Source organism: Corynebacterium sp. CMW7794, from assembly GCF_001563605.1.
Lineage (GTDB): Bacteria > Actinomycetota > Actinomycetes > Mycobacteriales > Mycobacteriaceae > Corynebacterium > Corynebacterium phoceense.
This window is the reverse complement of sequence record NZ_KQ961731.1, coordinates 82926-101241: the sequence shown is the minus strand read 5'-3', so window position 1 is coordinate 101241 and position 18316 is coordinate 82926. Positions and strand designations below refer to the sequence as shown.

Here is an 18316-nt window from a genome sequence, read left to right as displayed (position 1 = left end):
CCACATCTCAGATTAGTAGTGCGTGATGCACGATGCGAACACGATCCCACACTATTGGTACTAAAGGGGGGTAAAACGTCCCGAAGGCCGGACGCCCGACGTATAAAGTCTGGCGCCGGCCGGGGAAATTCAGGGGCAACGGAGGAGTGTAGGGGTTCCGTCACAGATAGGTCATAGGAAACGTCGTTCCCTCCGGGGTGACGCCAGGAATACCCCGGCGCCACAGACGGCGATTAGAACTGCTTCGGCGGAACGGAGCGCTGAGCCTCACCGTTGTAGGCAGACAGCGGGCGGATGAGCGAGTTGTTCTCGTTCTGCTCCACGATGTGTGCGGTCCAACCGGTGATACGGGACATCACGAAGATCGGGGTGAAGAACTCGATGTCGAAGCCCAGGATGTGGTACGCCGGGCCCGTCGGGAAATCGAGGTTCGGCTGAATCTTGATGGAGGTGTTGTCGTACATGGTCTTTGCCATGATTTCGTACATCTCCACCCACTGCTCCTGGCCGTGCTCCTTGGCCAGCTCGCGGAAAGCGGCCTCCATGGTCGGAACGCGGGAGTCACCGTTCTTGTAGACGCGGTGACCGAAGCCCATCACGAGCTCCTTGTTCTTGAGCTTGTTGAGGGTCCACTCTTCGGTCTTCGCCGGGTCGCCAACCTCAATGAAGTTGTGCATGACGGCCTCGTTCGCACCACCGTGCAGCGGGCCCTTGAGGGCGCCGATAGCACCGACGACTGCGGAGTAGGTGTCGGACATCGTGGAGGTGATGACGCGCGCGGTGAAGGTGGAGGCGTTGAAGGAGTGCTCAGCGTAGAGGATGAGCGACTTGTCGAAGGCCTCGATGTCGGCGCGGGAGTTGGCCGGGGAGCCCTCTTCCTCACCGAAGACCATCCACAGGAAGTTCTCGGCAAAGCCCTTCTTACGCGACGGCTGGATGTAGCCTTCACCGCGGCGACGGCGGATGTCGAGCGCGATGATGGTCGGGATCTTGGCCATCAGCTCGAGAGCGGTACGACGGATGTGCTCGGAGTTCTTGGTGTAGGCCTCCGGATCCTGAGCGCCGATGAAGGAGATGGCGGTGCGCAGGACGTCCATCGGGTGGCAGGACAGCGGCATCGACATGATGAGGTCGATAAGGTGGCGGTCCAGGTGGCGCAGAGCCTTCTCACGTGCAGAGAAGCGGATGAGCTCCTCCTGAGTCGGAAGCTCGCCGTTCCACAAAAGGTAGGCAACCTCTTCGAAGGAGCAGTAGCGTGCCAGCTCCTGAACGGGGTAACCACGGTAGGTCAGGGAGTTGGTCTCCGGGACGACCTTGGAGACGGCGGTCTCGTCAACGACGACGCCGTACAGGCCCTTGCGGATTTCGGGGGTGTTCTCAGACATTGTGTTCTCCTTGTGCTTGGAAAAGTGTGTGGGACGAAAGACGCCACGAACCGTGGCGCGGTTCTTTTACTTGGATTGAAGGAACGACGTTCCAAGAAGGTTCGCCGCTGTGCGCTCGAGGCACGGGGTTCCGCGCTTCGAACGCAGTAGCTCGTCATACCGGCGAAGCGCCGGTCGGCAGGAGCCGGGGTTTTACTCGAAGGTCGGCTTGTAGGAGTCCTTGGAGTAGGTGAACACCGCCTGGTCGAAAGCGTTGTACTCGTTGTAGCGAACAAGTTCGTACAGGCGAGAACGGTGCTGCATGCGCTCGAGCCACTCGGTCTGGTTGCCCTCTTTCTCCATGAAGCGGAGGAACTCTTCGGTGGCGCCCATGGCGACACGGAAGGTGGACACCGGCCAGATGACAGCGTTGTAGCCCAAATCCTCGATTTCCTTGGCGGACAGCAGCTCGGTCTTGCCGAACTCCGTCATGTTCGCCAGGAGCGGGGTATCGACAGCGGCGCGGAACTTCTCGAAGTCTTCCTTGGAATAGAGGGCCTCGGTGAAGATCATGTCGGCTCCAGCGTCGGCGTAGGCCTTAGCGCGTTCGATGGCGTCGTCGATGCCGTGGATGCCGGCGGCGTCCGTACGGGCGCAGATGATGAAGTTGGGGTCGCGGCGCTCGTTGACCGCGGCGGAGATGCGGCGGACCATGAGGTCGGTCGGGACAACTTCCTTGCCGTCGAGGTGGCCACAGCGCTTCGGGTTGACCTGGTCCTCAAGGTGCATGCCGGCGAGGCCAGCGTCCTCAAGGGCCACCACCGTGCGAGCCGAGGACATCGGCTCACCGAAGCCGGTGTCAGCGTCGACGAGGACCGGCAGGTCGGTGGCGCGAGCAATCTGGCCGGAGCGGTGGGCGACCTCAGTGAGAGTGGTGAGGCCGATGTCCGGCAGGCCCAGGTCGTTAGCGAGGACGGCGCCCGAGATGTAGACGCCTTCGAAGCCGCCGATGTCCTGGATAAGACGCGCGGTGAGCGGGTTGAAGGCACCCGGGAGGCGGGTCAAACCCGGCCCCTCCAGGGAGGCGCGGAACTCCGCGCGCTTCTCGGCGTTGGTCTTGGTAGAACCAAACAGTCCAGCCATGTTAGAAAATTCCTTCCGGCTTCTTGGGGGCCTTCGCGAGGTGGTCCGGGGTGACATGGACGTTGAGCTCGTTCAGGTCGGTGAGGTTCTCGAGGTCCTGGACGGCGGCGAGGAAGCGCTCCTGCTCTTCCTCGGAGACCTTGCCTGCGGCCAGCTTCTTGAACTTGTTGATGTACTCCTCGCGGCCGAACGGACGGGCGCCGAGCGGGTGAGCATCAGCGACGGCGCGCTCGTCCTCGATAACGGTGCCGTCCTTGAAGGTGATGACGGCCTTGCCGCCGAACGCCTTCTCGGAAAGGTCGTTGGAGTGGTAGCGGCGGGTCCACTCAGGATCCTCGACGGTGGAGATCTTGTGCCACAGCTCGATGGTCTCCGGGCGGTGCTTGCGCTCGTCGGAGTAGGAGTGCTCGTAGTCCCAGTCGCCGTCCTCGAGGGCAACGGCGAAGATGTACATGATGGAGTGGTCGAGCGTCTCGCGCGATGCGCCCGGGTCCATCTTCTGCGGGTCGTTCGCACCGGTACCGATGACGTAATGGGTGTGGTGCGAGGTGTGGAGGACGATGGACTCGATGTCCGCCAGGTCGCGGCCCTCCTCGGCGAGGCGCTTCTTCAGCGCGAAGGCCATGTCGATCTGGGCCTGTGCCTGGTACTCCGCGGAGTGCTCCTTGGTGTAGGTGTCGAGGATGGCGCGCTTTTCTTCGCCCTCGGCCGGCAGCGGGATGGTGTAGGTGCGCTCCGGGGAGTGCAGCATCCATGCGATGAAGCCGTCCTCACCTTCCCAGATGGGAGCCGGGGCGCCCTCGCCGCGCATCGCGCGGTCGACAGCCTCGATGGCCATCTTGCCGGCGAATGCCGGAGCGGAGGCCTTCCAGGAGGAAATCAGGCCCTTGCGGGACTGGCGGGTCGCGGTGGTGGTGTGGAGAGCCTGGCCGATGGCCTGGTAGATGGTGTCGACATCGAGGTTCAGCATGGTACCGATACCAGCGGCGACGGACGGGCCGAGGTGAGCGACGTGGTCAATCTTCCACTCGTGAAGGCACATGCCCTTGACGAGGTCGACCTGGATCTCGTAGCCGGTAGCGATACCGCGGATGAGGTCCTTGCCGGTGAGGCCCTTGTGCTGTGCGACGGCAAGGATCGGCGGGATGTTGTCGCCCGGGTGGGAGTACTCGGCGGCGAGGAAGGTGTCGTGGTAGTCGAGCTCGCGGACGGCGGTGCCGTTGGCGAGTGCGGCCCACTCGGCGGAGTACTTACCATCAACACCGAAGACGGTGGACCCGTTGCCGCTCGCATCCGAAGAATGAGGATGCGACTGAGCCATGACGCGGGCGGAGGTGACCGGGCCGCGGACGACGGACGCCATAGCAACGGAGGCGTTGTCGATGATGCGGTTGATGATCATGTCCTTGGTGTCGGCCGGAACCTCGACCTTGTCTGCGGCAACCTTGGCGATCTTGTAGGCGAGGTGCTCCTCAATCGGGAAATCCTCGGCGGACTTGTGGGTGCGTACTTCGTGATTAATCACCGGAATTTAAACTCCTTTTTAAGTGTGGAAGCGTGGAGTGCATCGCAAGGAAAGCGAGCGACGCACTGTGGCACCGCGTTGTTGCGATAGCAATCACATTACTTTTTTCGACGTGCCCTAGGCCACAAGTGACCTTTGCGTAAATTTGTGGCATTATTATGCATACTCTGTAAAAGCTGTAAAACTCGCAGCCAGGACGCAGATCTGAAGGAGCACCATCCATGAGCAAGCACTACGCGGGGGCACGAATCCACGCGCTCCGCAAGCAACGCGGGCTGACGCAAGTCGCCATGGCCAAGACTTTGGGGCTATCCACGAGCTACCTCAACCAGCTCGAAAACGACCAACGGCCACTCACTGTGACCGTGCTCATGCAGCTATCGCAGCGCTTTAATGTGGACCCCAGCTACTTCTCCACAGAAAAAGATTTGCATGCCATCACGGAGCTGCGCCTCCTCTTCCCCGGCGCGGAAGAAGACACATTGGCAGACCTCGCCGGCCGGTTTCCTGAGCTCATGCCGGGACTCACCCGCGCCGCCGCCCTCGTCCCCCGCGAGCAAGAAGGCCCCTTCGAAGCCGTCCGCGAGTTTTTCTATAACGCGCACAACTACATCCATGAACTCGATGTTCTCGCGGAGGAACTCGCCGGCCAGCTTGGCCAGCGCGTTTTCCGTCGGGCTCGCCTTGCCTCGCTCCTCGAAGAGGAACTCGGCGTCTCGGTGCGCTTTGGCCGCACCGGCCCTCGCCGCGAATTCGATCCGGTCCGCCGCGAGCTCAATCTGCGCGGCGGCCTCACCGAAGCGCAGCTGGTCTTTGAGATGTCCTTGCAGTATTGCCTTCTCGCCTATCAAGACCTCTGCGACAACCTCGTCTCCGAGTTGCCCGAAGGCGTCGCGCGCGACATCGGCAGGCTGGGCCTCGGCCAGTACTTCGGCGCCGCGGTGACCATGCCATATAACGAGTTCCTCGCCAAGGCGGAGGAATCCCGCTACGACATCGACATGCTCGCCGGTGACTTCGGCACCGGATTCGAGACCACTGCCCAGCGCCTGTCCACCCTTCAGCGCCCCGGCAACACGGGTGTGCCCTTCTCCTTCATTCGCACAGACCGCGCCGGCAATATCTCCAAACGCCAGTCCTCCACGAGTTTCCACTTCGCCCGCTCCGGCGGCACGTGCCCGCTCTGGGTCGTCCACCGCGCCTTCGAGACCCCCAACCGCATCACCCGCCAGGTCGCCTCCATGCCCGATGGCCACACCTACCTCTGGATTGCCCGGCACGTCCAGGGTCCCGCCAAATCCTTCGGCACCCCGCGCAAGGAGTTCGTAGTGGGGCTTGGCTGCGACATCACGCAGGCCGATCGCCTTGTTTACGCGGACGCCCTGAACCTCTCCCCCTCCGCCGCCACGCCTATCGGCCCCGGCTGTCTCGCTTGCCCGCGTACCGACTGCCCGCAGCGCGCCTTCCCGCAGCTGGGCCGCACCATCCGCCTCAATCTCAATACGACAGCGGACCAGGCGTACGACACCATTTAAGGCGCAGGCTCGGCACCCTTGCACCAGCTTGCCGATGCCCCCTTTTCTTTCCGCTCGCACGAGCGTTCTAGGCCCCGAGCCTCCATGTCACCTGTGCGCGAGAAACTACCTGTGTTCCGCGCGAGAGGGCATCCGGTCTCTTTCCCTTTCCCGGAGGCCGGGCCTCGTTCGGAACACCTCTCCTCTCGAGTCCTCTCCACCCGTGCCCTGCGCAGGAATGCGCAGGGTGTGGCCCTACGAGTGTCTCGCTTCTTCTCATATGCCTCATGGCGCTCGCCGCGAAGAGAAAGCTCCACGACCGCGCACGGTGAAGCGCGGCCGCGGCGGCGCTGGAGGCTAGGGACGAGCCGGGCGCGGGGGCATCGGAAAGCTCCTGCGTGCTGCGGCTGTCATGCCACACCGGGGATAGCCACGGTGGACACCAACCATCCGATGAGCGTTCAGAATTAGTTCGTGAAGACGCTAAGGCCTGCGAAAGCAACGACGAGAAGCTCGGGCAAGGCAAACCCTGCCGAGCTCCACGTCGTTATAGTCCCTTGTTCTGAAACGAAAACTTAGGACAGATCGTCGTGCGCAACGAGGCGGCGAGCCGCCTCCGTGATGGTGCCCGACAACGATGGGTAGACCGCAAACGAGTCTGCGAGCTGGTTGACCGTGAGCTGGTTGGTCACGGCAACGGCGACGGGCAGAATGAGCTCCGAGGCGGTCGGCGCGACGATGACGCCGCCGATGACGCGGCCGGAGGTGGCGCGGCAGAAGAGCTTGACAAAGCCGTGGTTAAGGGAGCGCATCTTCGCGCGCGGGTTGGTGTTGAGCGGCATCATGATGGTGCGCGCGGAAACCTCGCCAGCCTCAATCTCGGCCTGAGTGAAGCCCACGGCGGCGATCTCCGGGCGGGTGAACACAGCGGTGGCCACGGTCTTCAGGCGCAGCGGGGACACGCCCTCGCCCAGCGCGTGGTACATGGCGATGCGGCCCTGCATGGCGGCGACGGAGGCGAGCGGGAAGAGATCCGAGCAATCGCCCGCCGCGTAGATGCCGGCGACGTTGGTGCGCGAGACGCGGTCGACCTTGATGTGGCCGGACTTCTGGGTGTGGACGCCCACGTGCTCGAGGCCCAGGTCCTTGGTGTTCGGGACGGAGCCGATGGACATGATGACGTGGGAGCCATGGATCTCGCGGCCGTCCTGGGTCTTCACCACGACGTTGCCGTCCTCGGTGCGCGCGACAGACTCCACGCGGCAATTCTTCTCCAGCTCCACGCCGCGCTCGGCGAGGACGGTCTCGAGCACATCTGCGGCATCGGCGTCATCATGCGGCAGAATGCGGTCGCGGGAAGCGACCATGGTGACCTTGACGCCCATCTCGGCGAAGGCGGAAACGAACTCGGCACCGGTGACGCCGGATCCGACGACGATGAGGTGCTCCGGCTCCTCCTTGAGGTCATAGACCTGCTGCCAGGTAAGGATGCGCTCGCCGTCCGGCTGTGCGCCCGGCAGGATGCGCGGGGTGGCGCCCGTAGCAACGAGGACGAGGTCCGCCTCGAGCTGCTCCTCGGTGCCGTCAGCACGCGTAACGTCGACGAGGTGGTGCGTGCCGCGCACGCCGGTCTGGTCCTCAGAGAACTTCGCGCGGCCGTCGATAACCTTCACGCCGATCTTCTCCAGGCCCGCCCGCACGTCCGCGGACTGCTTCGCAGCCAGTGCTTGGACGCGCTCGTTAAGAGCATCGAGCTTCAGCTGCAGCGAGCTGAGCTGATCGTTAAGCCCCATCGCATCTGCACGGCGGAAGTCCGTCTGAATGTTCGCGCCGGCGATGAAGGACTTAGACGGAACGCAGTCGAGGAGCACGGAGGAACCACCGGGCCCCTGCTCCTCAATGAGCGTGATGTGGGCGCCGTACTTGGCGCCGGCCGTTGCGGCCTCGTACCCGGCGGGGCCACCGCCGATGATGACAATGCGCGGGGTGTCTTCGGTCACCTGGGCAGTCTGAGCAGCAGCCTTATCCTGGGTCACTTTTATTTCTCGCTCCTTATGAGATCTCACGTCAAACACGTCATGGGGAATGCGGCTAACTCCAGTATCAACCTGGTCCTCGCCGGTAATGCCTTGGTGCTTTGCCTCCGCCACGGACGCACAGATCTCCGCCGCGCTTCCGAACGTGGAAACGCATGCGCATTATACGACCACCGTGAGGCAGGCACACTCATCCCACAGTGTAGTGCCCGCAGGTCACCTCCCGCACGCTGGGTAACGCGGCTGAGCTTCGACCGCCAGTTCCGTGGAGCGGTTTACTCTGCTGCCGCGAATTGATCGACGACGGATCCGAAGAGCTTAATGCCCACACCGAGGGCGCGCTCGTCCACGATGAGATCGCCCATATGCAGGTCATACTGCTCGCCCTCGCCAGACCAGCAGCCCAGGCGCGCCATGGAGCCTGGGACATGCTCGAGGTACCACGAGAAATCCTCGCCGCCCGAAGACTGCGGGGCCTGGGCCACGCACTGCGGATCGATGGCCGCGGCCGCCGCGGTGAGCGCGGCCGTCGCCACGTCGTCGTTGAGCACCGGCGGCACGCCGCGATGATACTGCAGGTCGTACTCCACGCCGAGGGGAGCGAGGACCTGTTGGACAAGTTCGCTGAAAAGCTTTTGCATGCCGCGCCACACGGTGATGTCCGCCGTGCGCATGGTGCCGGTGAGCGTGCCCGTCTCCGGCATAGCATTAGGTGCAAAACCGGAGTTGATCTGGCCGAACACGAGCACGGTGCCGGTGCGCGGATCCACCCGGCGCGAGAGCAACCCGGGCAGATCCGTGACGACCTTGGCGAGGGCAAAGATAACGTCGGCCGACAGGTGTGGGCGTGACGTGTGTCCGCCCGGTCCCTTCACCTCAAGCTCGACCACGTCGGTGGCCGAGGTGATCGCCCCTGCGCGCACGCCGATGCGCCCCACGCGCAGCTTGGGCTCGGCGTGCACAGCGAAGATGGAATGCACGCCCTCGAGCGCACCCCAGGACACGACGTCCGTGGCGCCTCCGGCCCACGTCTCCTCCGCCGGCTGGAAGATAGCGCGCACGCCGACAGGCAGACCGTGCTGCTCGTCGTATTCCTTCAGCGCGCAGGTGAGCCCCAGCACGACCGTGGTGTGGACGTCATGCCCGCAGGAATGGGAGACTCCTTTATTCAGCGACGTAAACTCCAGCCCCGTGACCTCTTGGATGGGCAGTGCGTCGATATCCGCACGGAAGGCCAGACGGCCCTGCTCGCTGTCCGGGCCCAGGTCGGCCATGAGACCGGTCTCTGGGAACAGGTGCGGCTCCACGCCCCACTCCTCCAGAATCTTCGCGATGTAGCGCGTGGTCTCGACTTCGTTATTCGACGTCTCTGGGTGGCGGTGAATGTGGCGGCGCCAGCCGATGACCTCGGCGCGGTGCGCATCGAACCAGGCCGCCACGAAACGCGAGACATCGCCCGGCCCCTCGCCGAAGACGTCAATCGACGTATCCGCGTGAGCGTAATGCGAGCTCGGTCGAGCGTTCATGAGGTACCTCCTGGGTCTTTCCCAACGAGTCTAGACTAGACCAAGCGGTACAGAAAATCTGGCCCGGTTTTAATGCGGCCAACCCCGGGCTATTCGAAAGCCCACTTCCCGCTAAAACGCCGGCGATTCACGTAATCCGATGGAAACGGTGCGATGTGTTCCGGCTTCACGAGGAGCGTCCAGTCATCCTCTCCATCCAGCGCGCAGATTTCCTCCACCATGCGCGCCGCACCAGGCAGCAACGATGCCGGCGGGACTTCAAGCCCGAGCGCCAGCTTATAGATGGTGGACAAGCGTGGGTCCGCGAGCCCCTCCCCGTAATGATCGTTTCGCTCTAGGTTCGAAATCTGGTTGCGCGATAAGCCCGTGATGTCTGCGAGCGCTTGCTGCGAGATCTTCCTGCCCTCGCGCAGTGCTTGGAGCGTGATGGAAAAGCCGTGGCCATAGCTTGACCACATGAGTCGTTCGACAGCGAAAGTCATGTGTCCCCCGAGTAGTCGGACCCGCGCACCCCAGCGCGGGCTTTCTACCCCGGGATTCTAAAACGACGGCCACGAACGCGCCACCGCTGCGGCGAAACACTTACGTCACCGCAGCTCAGCGGCCGCTGCTTGCGGCTTAAAGGTCAATATTGCGTGGTCCGTAGAGGCGGTCGCCAGCGTCGCCCAACCCCGGCACGATGTACGCGTCTTCGTCGAGCGAAGGGTCGATGACGGCGGTCACGAGACGGACCGGCAGACCGGAGTTGGCCAGTGCATCCACGCCTTCCTGTGCCGAGACCATGCAAATAGCCGTGATATTCGTCGCACCACGCGCGGCAAGCAGACGCAGGGCGTGGAGCAGCGAACCACCCGTGGCAAGCATGGGATCCACAACGAAGACCGTACGGCCTGACAGATCTTCCGGCAGCGCCTCGAGATACGGCACCGGCTCGTGCGTTTCCTCGTCGCGGGCCATGCCGATGAAACCAACCTGTGCATCCGGAATCATGGACAAGGCGGGGTCAATCATGCCCAGGCCAGCGCGGATGATGGGAACGATGATCGGCGGGTCTTGCAGGCGCGTGCCTTGCGCGGTGTCCACGGGGGTCACGCAGTCAAAGTGCTCAACGGGCAGGTCGCGCGCGGCTTCGTAGACGAGCATGGTGCCCAAGTCTTTCAAAGCAGCGCGGAAGGCGGCGTTATCGCTGCGCGCGTCGCGCATGAGCGTGAGGCGGGAGGCAGCCAGTGGGTGGTCTACAACGTGGATATCCATGCCCCCTACTCTAAAAGCTTTTTTAAATTTTGTGGGAACCTTTCGGCGCGCAGCACAGTCCAATGAGGCATGAACACTTTTACCTTGGACCCCGAAGTAACCCGCTCTCTTGCCCGTGACCTCGATCAACAGTCGCTACCCCAACCTTTGGCACTGCCCTCACTGCCGGGCGGCTGCCTCAGTGACTTCTGTTCGGCGCTCACCGCAGCGTTTCACAATGTTGCCGCGCGTGACGAAATGATGCGCTCCGACTTGGCACATCTCGCAGAAGTCGCCGTCGTGACAACGCACGCAGCACTCACCGTGGACAGCGATGGCGCTGCGGCTTTCGCCAACGAGAACGTCGCCCCACGTCCAGGAACGGAGGGATGAGCTCATGATGGTCATCATGGACGCCATTCGCCAGATTTCGGCGCTGCGTCCCGCCGAGCTTCCCGCCGTCCCCACGCCACGCATGCCGGATGTCTCGAGCGTGCACGAACTGGCCCGCATCACGGATGGCACACCAGAGAAGATCCTGCGTGCCGTGGACTCGCTACGAGCGGACTCGGCGCAGATTGAAAAGCTGCAGCGCGAGGCCCGCCAACTCGCTTTTGGGTGCATTCGTGACCTCTTCGCCTTGGGCCTGCGACTTCTCCAAGAGGCGGTACCCATGGCGCTGGGCTTGCTCATTCCCAATCCGGCTGCACAGATGGCTGCCCGCGCCGCCCTGCAAGGGCTGGCCATGCGTGGCCTCGCGGAGGCCGGGCAGCGCATTATGCAACTCGTCCATGAGCTCATTCCGCTCGCCCGTCCCCTTCTAGAGATAGCCGGTCGCGCCGTCGCCTCGGCCGTAAGCGAGGAAGGCCACGTCGCCAAAGACTCGCTCAAGTCGGAGCAGTCCCGTGCACTTCCCGGCGCGCCCGCGCCCTCCGCCGCGCCCGAGATTCGCCCCGCTGCGCTGGAAGACACCACCGCTGGCAGCAGTGCACGTCCGGCCACCAGCAGCTCCAGCAGTTCCGCGCAAGGTCAGGCCGCCGTCAACGCGGCGCTGTCGCAAATCGGCACTCCGTATACCTGGGGCGGGACCGGCGCCGGTGGCTACGACTGCTCCGGATTGACGCAATGGGCGTGGCGCCAGGCGGGCATCGAATTGCCGCGCCTTGCCGAGCAGCAAACGGTAGGCCGCCAAGTCACCGCCGCAGAGCTCCAGCCCGGGGACCTCGTCGTCTGGGACGGCCACGTGGCCATGTATGCCGGTGACGGCCAGATCGTCGAGGCCGGAAGCCCCGTCCAGACCAACCCGCTGCGCACCACCAACATGGGCATGGCGTTTAAGGGCTTTTGGCGACCGACCGGCTAATTCCACCGAAGTTTATGGGCGCAGCCTCGGCATGGGTACAAGCCGCTTCTGCTCTAGTGCGATCGCGTGCGCATCCGTCGCGCACGGTTGGGTAGACTGAGCTTTTATGAGCACCCGCGCAATCGTACCGATTAAGCTCTCGCTGACTGAGGGCGACTTTTATACCCTGTGGGCCCCGAAGTGGCGCCAGAACGGCACGGAGTGGCAAGCCTTCTTGGGCGATGATGAGTCGATCCTCCTCTTCCGCACCGAGGCCGAGCTGCTGACGTTCTTGGAGTCAGGCCAGCGTCACGACTTGCTGGATCACCCCAACTGGGAAGCTTTCAACTCGCGGCCCGCGAACCGCGTCTCCGTCGCGCCGCGCGATGACTACGACCTCATCGGCATGCCTGCCAAGCTGGCGGAGCGCCCCGGCCACGAGGCCGTGTCCACCGTCGCACGTGACTTGGAGGTCGCCGAGGCTCTCGCCTCGGTCGCGGGTGCCGAGCACACCACCATCTTCTTCGCCACGCACTCCATCCTGCGCAACACGGTGCGCGGCTCTGAGCACTACACGGGCGATGAAGGCCTGCGCGAGTGGTCCGGCGTGGGCCGCGTCATCCTCACCAACTGGAAAGAGATCATCGAAGACCTCGACAAGCACGTCAAGGTCGTTCCCACCACGGACTTCAGTGAGGATAAGGTGACCGACGCCGCCGCGCGTATCTCCGCCGCCACCGCTGCCGCGGCCAAGAAGCGTCAAGAGGACGAGGAAGCCCGCAAGGCCGAAGCCGCCGCCGCGGATCCGTACGACAAGTCGGTGTGGGCCGCCGCTGGTATCGACCCGGTGAAGATCACCATCGACCGTAAGACCGTCTACACGCTGCGCACCTATCTGGGCGAGCGCCCGGTCTTCCTGGGCAAATGGGGCGAGATTTACTCCTTCCCCACCCCGAAGCAGCTCGTGCGCTGGATCATGGAAAACGATGACCATGACCTCGCCCATGTGTCCACGTGGGAGGACATCATCACCGCCGCCAACGCCGGCGAGCTTGAGGTCCAGGTTCACCCGGACAACCAGTACACGTTTAACAACCTCGTGCGCGACATCGAGCAAGGTCCGGAGGCCGTGGACAACGACCAGCTCGCTCGTGCCTACGAAATCTGCGCGGACGCCGCAGACTGGGCCGGCGACGACTCGATTAACTCCTTCATGTTGGCGAACCCGCGCTTCCAGGACTACCTGGGTTATATGCTCGGCTCCACGGAGCATGCTGGTTACGTGCCGTCCAAGCCATACAGCGATCATTCCTCCGCTTGGCGCAGCCTGGAAGAGATGCTCATCAAGCGCTTCTCCAAGTTCTAAACAGCACGATAACCGCTGCTAGAGCACTGCGTCGGTCACCCCGGCGCCGTGCGAACACCGAACGCCCGCTGCCCCACGTCATCGACGTGGGCAGCGGGCGTTTGCTGTGCGACTACATGTTCTCCTCCGCGCTTTAGGGAAGCAGGTACGGCCGCAGCGCCGCGATGAGGTTTGCGGTGAGCTGGGCAGTCTCCGGTGACTTCGGCGCGAGCGCGTCAAAGCCATGGTAGGCACCGGGAACCTCCACGAAGTCGACGGGAACGCCCGCCTCCCGCAGCTTGTCCGCGTAGGCACGCGACTCGTCGTAGAAGAGATCGAGCGTGCCGATGGAAATCCACGTCGGCGGCATGCCGGTAAAGTCGCCGCGCTCGACGGGGGACGCATAGGGTTCCGGCTCCCTCTCAAGGTGATCAGCGCCGAGGTACGCAGCCCACGCCGCACGGTTGAAGTTAGCCGTCCAGACAAAGTGCCCGCGCCCGCCCTCGACGGGGCGCTGTCCCGTGCGGTGGTCGAGCATGGGATAGACCAGCCCGTTGAAGACAATGGGATGGCCCTCATCGAACGCGCGTTGTGCAAGGCCTGCGGCTAGTCCGCCGCCGGCGCTATCGCCACACACCGCCACGGGGCCGGAGGTGCGTTCCTGTGCCCAGCGCAGCGCCGCGTAGCAGACGTCAAAGTCCGCCGGGAAGGGATTCGCCGGGGCCTTGGGGTAATACGGTGCCACGATGATGGCGCCCAGCGCTCGCGCGATGGCCGCGTTGCGAGTGTCATACATCTCCGGCGCACCGACCAAATGTCCACCACCGTGCGTCCACACCATGACCGGTATGTCGCCCCAGTCGGGTGCATCCGCCGCGGCATCCACAGAGTCCGGAACTAGCACGTGTACGTCGCAGGACACGCCCTCGGGTGACTGCACACGCAGGCGGGAGGCCTGCACATCGTCGCCGGTGGGCTGCGCCATGACGGCGCGGCGGCCCAGGCGCGCGATGGCCATGGCCACAGCGCCTGGCACATTCGTAAACGGGAACCACGTCGCGGGCGTGCGCAGCGTCGGCGAGACAGCGCTGCGGTCAGCCCGCCATTGCGGCACCAGAGCGGCGGCTGCGCCGAGCGCGCCAAGGACCCCGGCACTGACGAGGGCGCGGGAGGCGAAGCGGGAACAGGTAAGGGACATCACTATTCTTTCGTGTGGGTGCGGCAACGGCGCACGGCATCGAGGGAAACGACGTCGGCATCAGGCGCATCCGGCGCCGCCGGTGTCGCGGATTCTGTGGAGCCAGGGGGCTGCGCGGTCGTGGCGCGTTCACCGCCCAGAACCGTGAGTGGTCGTCGCGCAGCGCGGCGCGTGGCGGCGAAGCGGTGAATCTCCTGCCCCACGGCGGGCTCGCCCAGGATAATCACCTGGGCAAAGGAGGCCTCGTCCACGGTGTGCAGCGCGCGGGGGCTCAGCAACGCGAGGGTGCACTCCTCCAGATAGCCGCGCACCCGCGTCGCCGCGTCAGGGCCCAAGGATTGGAGCTCGGTCTCGTCTACCTGTGGCTGTGCCCCGCCCGGTGTGGCAAGTACAACATAGTGCCCAGCCGCCTTCGCAGTACGGTGCGCGTCGACGAAGGCAGCGGCATCAAAGTCCGCCTCGGCAGGCAGGATGATAAGCACCGAAGACGCAGTGTTTGACGCTGAAGACATACCCCCATTGAACACGCGTCACCGCGCGATGGCACCCCACCGCGGCGCCACTGGCGCATTGAACAGCGTGTTCGTCGGTTCCTGGCAGGCCGTCTTCAGGAAGCGTGCCGGGCGCGAGACATCGGGCTAGTGCGTATGACCGTGATCGTGGTCGCTAGCACCGTCCGCGTCCTCGCCGCGGAAGAGAGCGTCCTCGGCGAATTCGGGGTCGCCGAGTTCCTCGTAGGCCGGCAGGATGGTCGTCTCCAGGAGCTTCTCACGCACGACCTGCGGAGCGAAGGCGTTCTCCACGGCCTTGACGGTGAGGTCGAAGAACTCCTCGAGACCGTAGCTAAACGTCTCGTTGAGCGCGACGAACTGGTCGGTGAGCGTGCCCACCTCCGGCAGTCCGGCAGAGATAGTGCACGTAAAGCCCAGCTGCTGCAGAAGCGGCAAGGGGTGATCGGACAACTCCTCGAGTTGGCCGCGCATGATTTCTACCGCGGGGCTAAAGGTCACCGGGATGCGTCGGTCGCACACCCAGCCGGAGACCTCGCCCGGAGCGATGCCGTCAAGGTTCGCGGTGAAGTCATCTACCAGCGCCGTCGCGTGGGAGAGACGGTTCACGCCCGCCTGCACGCCCGCAGCAACATCGTCGAGCTCGCCGTCAGCGTGAAGCTCGAAAGGAAGGAAGCCCCTGCGCAGGGTGGCAACGAGCGCGTCCAAATCCGGTAAGGGCTGCGCCACATCGCTGCCCAGAGCAAAGCCGGCGACGCGGGCGCCCTCGGTGCCGCGGTCAGCCTTGTCCTTGCGTGCGGCGGCGACGGTTAGCGCGGCCAACTCCTGCAGGGTGGTGGACCCACGCAAGCCCATGATCACGAGGCGGGCGTCGATCCCCGCGTGATCGAGCCCGGCAAGCGCGGCATCGACAGCCTCCTGCGCGCTGAAAGGATAAGTCTCCGCATGGAGACGCAGCTCCGCGTAGACGACATTATCGGCGGCCAACGCCGCCACCGCGGCGGCCGTGGCCGCCGTGAGGTCTGCGGGAGTGGCGGCATCGGAAGGCACATGCTCTTGGAGGGTGACTTTCGGCAGGCCAGCGAAGGTGTCGCGGTCCGAGTCCTTATTTTCCGGGCTAATCAAAGGTGCGTCATGCATGCCCACCATCGTAGGCGGGCGCCTAAGATGTTTCACGTCATGAAAAAGCTCGCCACCCTGTCGCTCGCCGCGGTGTGTTCCGCGGCGCTCAGCGCCCCAGTCCTCAGCCCCGCCCCCGCCCGTGCGCAGGAGGATCCTGCCGCCACGGCACCGGCCCCAGGCGACCCCGCAGGCGGCCCCGCTGGCGACCAGGCGGGCGAGGAAGGCGACGCCACAGAAGAGTCCGTCACCCCGACCTACCGCACGGAGGCACCCAACACGGATACGTGTCCGCAGTCCCTCGTGCCGCCAGAGCCGGTGACGACCTCGGAGCGTCTCGCGCCGGGCCAACCTGCGCCCACTCCCCTGCCGGCTACGCAGACCAGCGACTGCGGCGTGAAAGCGCCGAAGGGTTTCACGGTGGACAAGGACGTCCTTGCCGCGGCGTTCCTCGTCGCAGACGTTGACTCAGGCGAGATCATCGCGATGAAGGATCCGCACGGGCGTTACCGCCCGGCGTCCATCATCAAGGTGCTCCTCGCACTCGTCGCCATCGAGGAACTCGACCTCAACCAGAAATACACCGCCACCGCGGAGGACGCGAACGCGGACGGCTCCGCCGTGGGCATTGGCGAGGGCGGTGTCTACACCATCGAGCAACTTCTTCAAGGCCTCGTCATGGCCTCAGGCAACGATGCCGCGCACGCGCTCGCCCAAGCCCTGGGCGGCGATAAGGCGACCCTCGACAAGGTCAATAAGAAGGCCCACGAGCTGGGCACCACCGACACCGTCGCCGCGAGCTACTCCGGTCTCGACGCGCCAGGCATGTCCACCTCGGCCTACGACCTAGGCCTCATCTACCAGGCCGCGTACCGCAACCCCACCTTCGCGCGCCTGGTCAACACGGATCACGTCGACTTCCCCGGCTACGGCGACCTGCCCGGCTATGAGCTGTGGAACGACAACGGCCTGCTCATGAACGATCCGGAGGGCATCGGCGGCAAAACCGGATACACGGATGACGCGCACCATACCTTCGTCGGCGCCGTCAACCACGGCGGCCGTCGCCTCATGGCGATCATCCTCAATACCACCGTGGAGCACGGCCCCCGCGCGTGGGAGCAGGCCCAAAAACTGCTCCACGAGTCTTATGACGTCCGCCCCGGCCAGGGCGTGGGCACGCTGGCACCCGCCGAGGATCCTTCCGCGACCCCCACGGTGACGGCCACACAGGACCCTGTGGCGCCCAACGCCGCGGAGCCTTCCGATGCCCCCACCACCTCAGCGCGCGCACACGCCTACGACCCAGTCCTCGACGATCTCAAGCCGTGGATGAGCTGGCTCATCGTGGGCCTCGTCGGGCTCTTCGCGCTTATCGCCGCGGTGCTCACGCTCCGCGGGACGACGGGTCGCCACCACAAGCGCTAGCCTTTGTCCCACGCACATGCCGCGGCTCCCGGATGAACATTCGTATGTCTAGCGGCGCGACGAACGCTTGACCACTTCGGCATGAGCGAAGCGATCGTGGGCACCCAGCATGCCGTTATCGGGCGAGATGGTGCCGACGCTGATGAGTCCACCAATGAAACCGACGAGCTGGCCGAGTCCCGGCACGATGTTGACGAGGCGGAACCAGTTTCGTTTCATCGCCTGTCGCGGGCTAAGCCGCTCGTGCGTGTCGACGTCGCGCACCTCGTAGCCTGCCGCCAGCTTGATGGGGCTGCCGCCCCAGAGCACCTCGGGGAGGATGAAGTACGCCGAGAAGACGACGAAGAAGAGGAGCGCAGCGATGGCGTCTCCGCTGTCGCCGAATACGCTGAGCGGCGCAAGCACCGCACCGCCGACCATCGTGGCGAGGAAACCGTCCACGATGCCCATTGCCCAGCGAGTGCCGGGCGTGGCGCGTTGCGCGACCGCGCCGTAATCCACGACGCCGGTGGGCTGTCCCCACACTGGGTGCGCGGGGCTGGGCACGTTGTTATTCGGCCCCACGCCCGGCGTGTGTGCGAAGTTAAGAGAAGAACCGTACGGGTTCACCGCAGGTTGATCGAGCTGGGCGTACTGGCCATAAGGGTTCTGCGCAGGGCCCGGCTGTGCGTGCTGGTGCGGCTGCGGGGCGCTGGCGGCCTGCGCGTTAGTGTCGTGGTCGGGTTCCGTCCACCCCGTGTAGTCCTGTGGCCACGTGCCAAAGTCGCAGAGGTACTGCAACTGCGCCCACGTGACGCCACGGCCAGCGCGGAGCGCTTCATCGTAAAGCGCGCGGGCCTCGTCGTTGCCTAGGATGCCGTAGCCGATATTCGTCTCACGCCGCGTATCCGCCGACGTGGAATAGCCCTGCTGAGACAGGCGCGCGTCGCGCGCCGAAAGCAATACGCCCAGAGCAGTCGAGTTCTCCTGCGGATCAAGACCAAAGTGGGTGTAGAGGTTCGGTGCATGCATGGACGCTCACGGATCCTTTCGTT

16 protein-coding genes are annotated in these 18316 nt (G+C 64.5%); 5 read left to right on the top strand and 11 right to left on the bottom strand.

Going from position 1 to position 18316, the window contains the following annotated elements:
• Positions 1 to 233: 233 nt before the first annotated feature.
• The 3 genes from HMPREF3227_RS05265 to HMPREF3227_RS05255 all read right to left on the bottom strand — a co-directional run bounded on the left by HMPREF3227_RS05265 (position 234) and on the right by HMPREF3227_RS05255 (position 4032).
• Positions 234 to 1385 carry a bifunctional 2-methylcitrate synthase/citrate synthase gene (locus tag HMPREF3227_RS05265; RefSeq protein WP_066485081.1) on the bottom strand — a complete coding sequence of 384 codons (1152 nt, stop codon included), beginning with the start codon at positions 1383 to 1385 and terminating at the stop codon, positions 234 to 236.
• Positions 1386 to 1577: 192 nt separating this feature from the next.
• Positions 1578 to 2507: a methylisocitrate lyase gene (prpB, locus tag HMPREF3227_RS05260; RefSeq protein WP_066485079.1), complete on the bottom strand. Its 930-nt coding sequence runs from the start codon at positions 2505 to 2507 to the stop codon at positions 1578 to 1580.
• A gap of 1 nt (position 2508) precedes the next feature.
• On the bottom strand, positions 2509 to 4032 hold the full coding sequence (locus tag HMPREF3227_RS05255) for an MmgE/PrpD family protein (protein ID WP_066510888.1): 1524 nt from the start codon (positions 4030 to 4032) through the stop codon (positions 2509 to 2511).
• 221 nt (positions 4033 to 4253) lie between these two features.
• On the opposite strand from HMPREF3227_RS05255, the gene HMPREF3227_RS05250 reads away from it, so the two are divergent.
• Entirely contained in the window at positions 4254 to 5567 is a 1314-nt protein-coding gene (locus HMPREF3227_RS05250) for a short-chain fatty acyl-CoA regulator family protein (protein ID WP_066510885.1), read from the top strand.
• 554 nt (positions 5568 to 6121) lie between these two features.
• On the opposite strand, the gene HMPREF3227_RS05245 is transcribed toward HMPREF3227_RS05250, so the two are convergent.
• The 4 genes from HMPREF3227_RS05245 to upp form a co-directional block, all read right to left on the bottom strand.
• Positions 6122 to 7582 (bottom strand): NAD(P)H-quinone dehydrogenase, encoded by a 1461-nt coding sequence (locus HMPREF3227_RS05245; protein ID WP_369814866.1) that lies wholly within the window; start codon positions 7580 to 7582, stop codon positions 6122 to 6124.
• Positions 7583 to 7857: 275 nt separating this feature from the next.
• Positions 7858 to 9108 (bottom strand): amidohydrolase, encoded by a 1251-nt coding sequence (locus HMPREF3227_RS05240; protein ID WP_082750271.1) that lies wholly within the window; start codon positions 9106 to 9108, stop codon positions 7858 to 7860.
• Positions 9109 to 9197: 89 nt separating this feature from the next.
• Positions 9198 to 9590, bottom strand: coding sequence for a helix-turn-helix domain-containing protein (locus HMPREF3227_RS05235; protein WP_066485050.1), 393 nt, complete (start codon positions 9588 to 9590; stop codon positions 9198 to 9200).
• 136 nt (positions 9591 to 9726) lie between these two features.
• Positions 9727 to 10362 carry a uracil phosphoribosyltransferase gene (upp, locus tag HMPREF3227_RS05230; RefSeq protein ID WP_066485047.1) on the bottom strand — a complete coding sequence of 212 codons (636 nt, stop codon included), beginning with the start codon at positions 10360 to 10362 and terminating at the stop codon, positions 9727 to 9729.
• A gap of 69 nt (positions 10363 to 10431) precedes the next feature.
• Between upp and HMPREF3227_RS13265 the strand changes: the two genes are divergently transcribed.
• From HMPREF3227_RS13265 to HMPREF3227_RS05220, 3 genes are all read left to right on the top strand, one after another.
• A complete protein-coding gene (locus HMPREF3227_RS13265) occupies positions 10432 to 10734 on the top strand; it encodes a transducer protein Htr23 (protein WP_141628602.1) in 303 nt (100 codons plus the stop codon).
• 4 nt (positions 10735 to 10738) lie between these two features.
• A complete protein-coding gene (locus HMPREF3227_RS05225; protein WP_066510883.1) occupies positions 10739 to 11704 on the top strand; it encodes a C40 family peptidase in 966 nt (321 codons plus the stop codon).
• A 106-nt stretch (positions 11705 to 11810) separates the two neighbouring features.
• On the top strand, positions 11811 to 13049 hold the full coding sequence (locus HMPREF3227_RS05220) for a hypothetical protein (RefSeq protein ID WP_066485038.1): 1239 nt from the start codon (positions 11811 to 11813) through the stop codon (positions 13047 to 13049).
• A 133-nt stretch (positions 13050 to 13182) separates the two neighbouring features.
• On the opposite strand, the gene HMPREF3227_RS05215 is transcribed toward HMPREF3227_RS05220, so the two are convergent.
• The 3 genes from HMPREF3227_RS05215 to HMPREF3227_RS05205 form a co-directional block, all read right to left on the bottom strand.
• Positions 13183 to 14226, bottom strand: a complete 1044-nt coding sequence (locus tag HMPREF3227_RS05215) for an alpha/beta hydrolase (protein ID WP_066510881.1) — start codon at positions 14224 to 14226, stop codon at positions 13183 to 13185.
• A gap of 2 nt (positions 14227 to 14228) precedes the next feature.
• Positions 14229 to 14738: a hypothetical protein gene (locus HMPREF3227_RS05210; RefSeq protein ID WP_156452972.1), complete on the bottom strand. Its 510-nt coding sequence runs from the start codon at positions 14736 to 14738 to the stop codon at positions 14229 to 14231.
• A gap of 126 nt (positions 14739 to 14864) precedes the next feature.
• The gene (locus HMPREF3227_RS05205; RefSeq protein ID WP_066511012.1) at positions 14865 to 15875 is read right to left on the bottom strand and encodes an amidohydrolase family protein; all 1011 of its coding nucleotides are present in this window, start codon (positions 15873 to 15875) and stop codon (positions 14865 to 14867) included.
• Between the two features lie 39 nt (positions 15876 to 15914).
• On the opposite strand from HMPREF3227_RS05205, the gene HMPREF3227_RS05200 reads away from it, so the two are divergent.
• Complete coding sequence (locus HMPREF3227_RS05200) at positions 15915 to 17282, top strand: D-alanyl-D-alanine carboxypeptidase family protein (RefSeq protein WP_066511005.1); 1368 nt, start codon at positions 15915 to 15917, stop codon at positions 17280 to 17282.
• Positions 17283 to 17330: 48 nt separating this feature from the next.
• Here the strand turns inward: HMPREF3227_RS05200 and HMPREF3227_RS05195 are convergent, their stop codons facing one another.
• Positions 17331 to 18293 (bottom strand): RDD family protein, encoded by a 963-nt coding sequence (locus tag HMPREF3227_RS05195; protein WP_066510876.1) that lies wholly within the window; start codon positions 18291 to 18293, stop codon positions 17331 to 17333.
• Between the last annotated feature and the right edge of the window lie 23 nt (positions 18294 to 18316).

What these genes read in the sequence shown, in the direction of transcription:
- HMPREF3227_RS05235 (WP_066485050.1), bottom strand. Translation starts at nt 9,590, where the DNA reads ATGACTTTCGCTGTCGAACGACTCATGTGGTCAAGCTATGGCCACGGC.
- HMPREF3227_RS05215 (WP_066510881.1), bottom strand. Translation starts at nt 14,226, where the DNA reads ATGTCCCTTACCTGTTCCCGCTTCGCCTCCCGCGCCCTCGTCAGTGCC.
- HMPREF3227_RS05225 (WP_066510883.1), top strand. Translation starts at nt 10,739, where the DNA reads ATGATGGTCATCATGGACGCCATTCGCCAGATTTCGGCGCTGCGTCCC.
- HMPREF3227_RS05250 (WP_066510885.1), top strand. Translation starts at nt 4,254, where the DNA reads ATGAGCAAGCACTACGCGGGGGCACGAATCCACGCGCTCCGCAAGCAA.
- HMPREF3227_RS05200 (WP_066511005.1), top strand. Translation starts at nt 15,915, where the DNA reads ATGAAAAAGCTCGCCACCCTGTCGCTCGCCGCGGTGTGTTCCGCGGCG.
- upp (WP_066485047.1), bottom strand. Translation starts at nt 10,362, where the DNA reads ATGGATATCCACGTTGTAGACCACCCACTGGCTGCCTCCCGCCTCACG.
- HMPREF3227_RS05220 (WP_066485038.1), top strand. Translation starts at nt 11,811, where the DNA reads ATGAGCACCCGCGCAATCGTACCGATTAAGCTCTCGCTGACTGAGGGC.
- prpB (WP_066485079.1), bottom strand. Translation starts at nt 2,507, where the DNA reads ATGGCTGGACTGTTTGGTTCTACCAAGACCAACGCCGAGAAGCGCGCG.
- HMPREF3227_RS05205 (WP_066511012.1), bottom strand. Translation starts at nt 15,875, where the DNA reads ATGCATGACGCACCTTTGATTAGCCCGGAAAATAAGGACTCGGACCGC.
- HMPREF3227_RS05240 (WP_082750271.1), bottom strand. Translation starts at nt 9,108, where the DNA reads ATGAACGCTCGACCGAGCTCGCATTACGCTCACGCGGATACGTCGATT.
- HMPREF3227_RS05265 (WP_066485081.1), bottom strand. Translation starts at nt 1,385, where the DNA reads ATGTCTGAGAACACCCCCGAAATCCGCAAGGGCCTGTACGGCGTCGTC.
- HMPREF3227_RS05210 (WP_156452972.1), bottom strand. Translation starts at nt 14,738, where the DNA reads ATGTCTTCAGCGTCAAACACTGCGTCTTCGGTGCTTATCATCCTGCCT.
- HMPREF3227_RS13265 (WP_141628602.1), top strand. Translation starts at nt 10,432, where the DNA reads ATGAACACTTTTACCTTGGACCCCGAAGTAACCCGCTCTCTTGCCCGT.
- HMPREF3227_RS05195 (WP_066510876.1), bottom strand. Translation starts at nt 18,293, where the DNA reads ATGCATGCACCGAACCTCTACACCCACTTTGGTCTTGATCCGCAGGAG.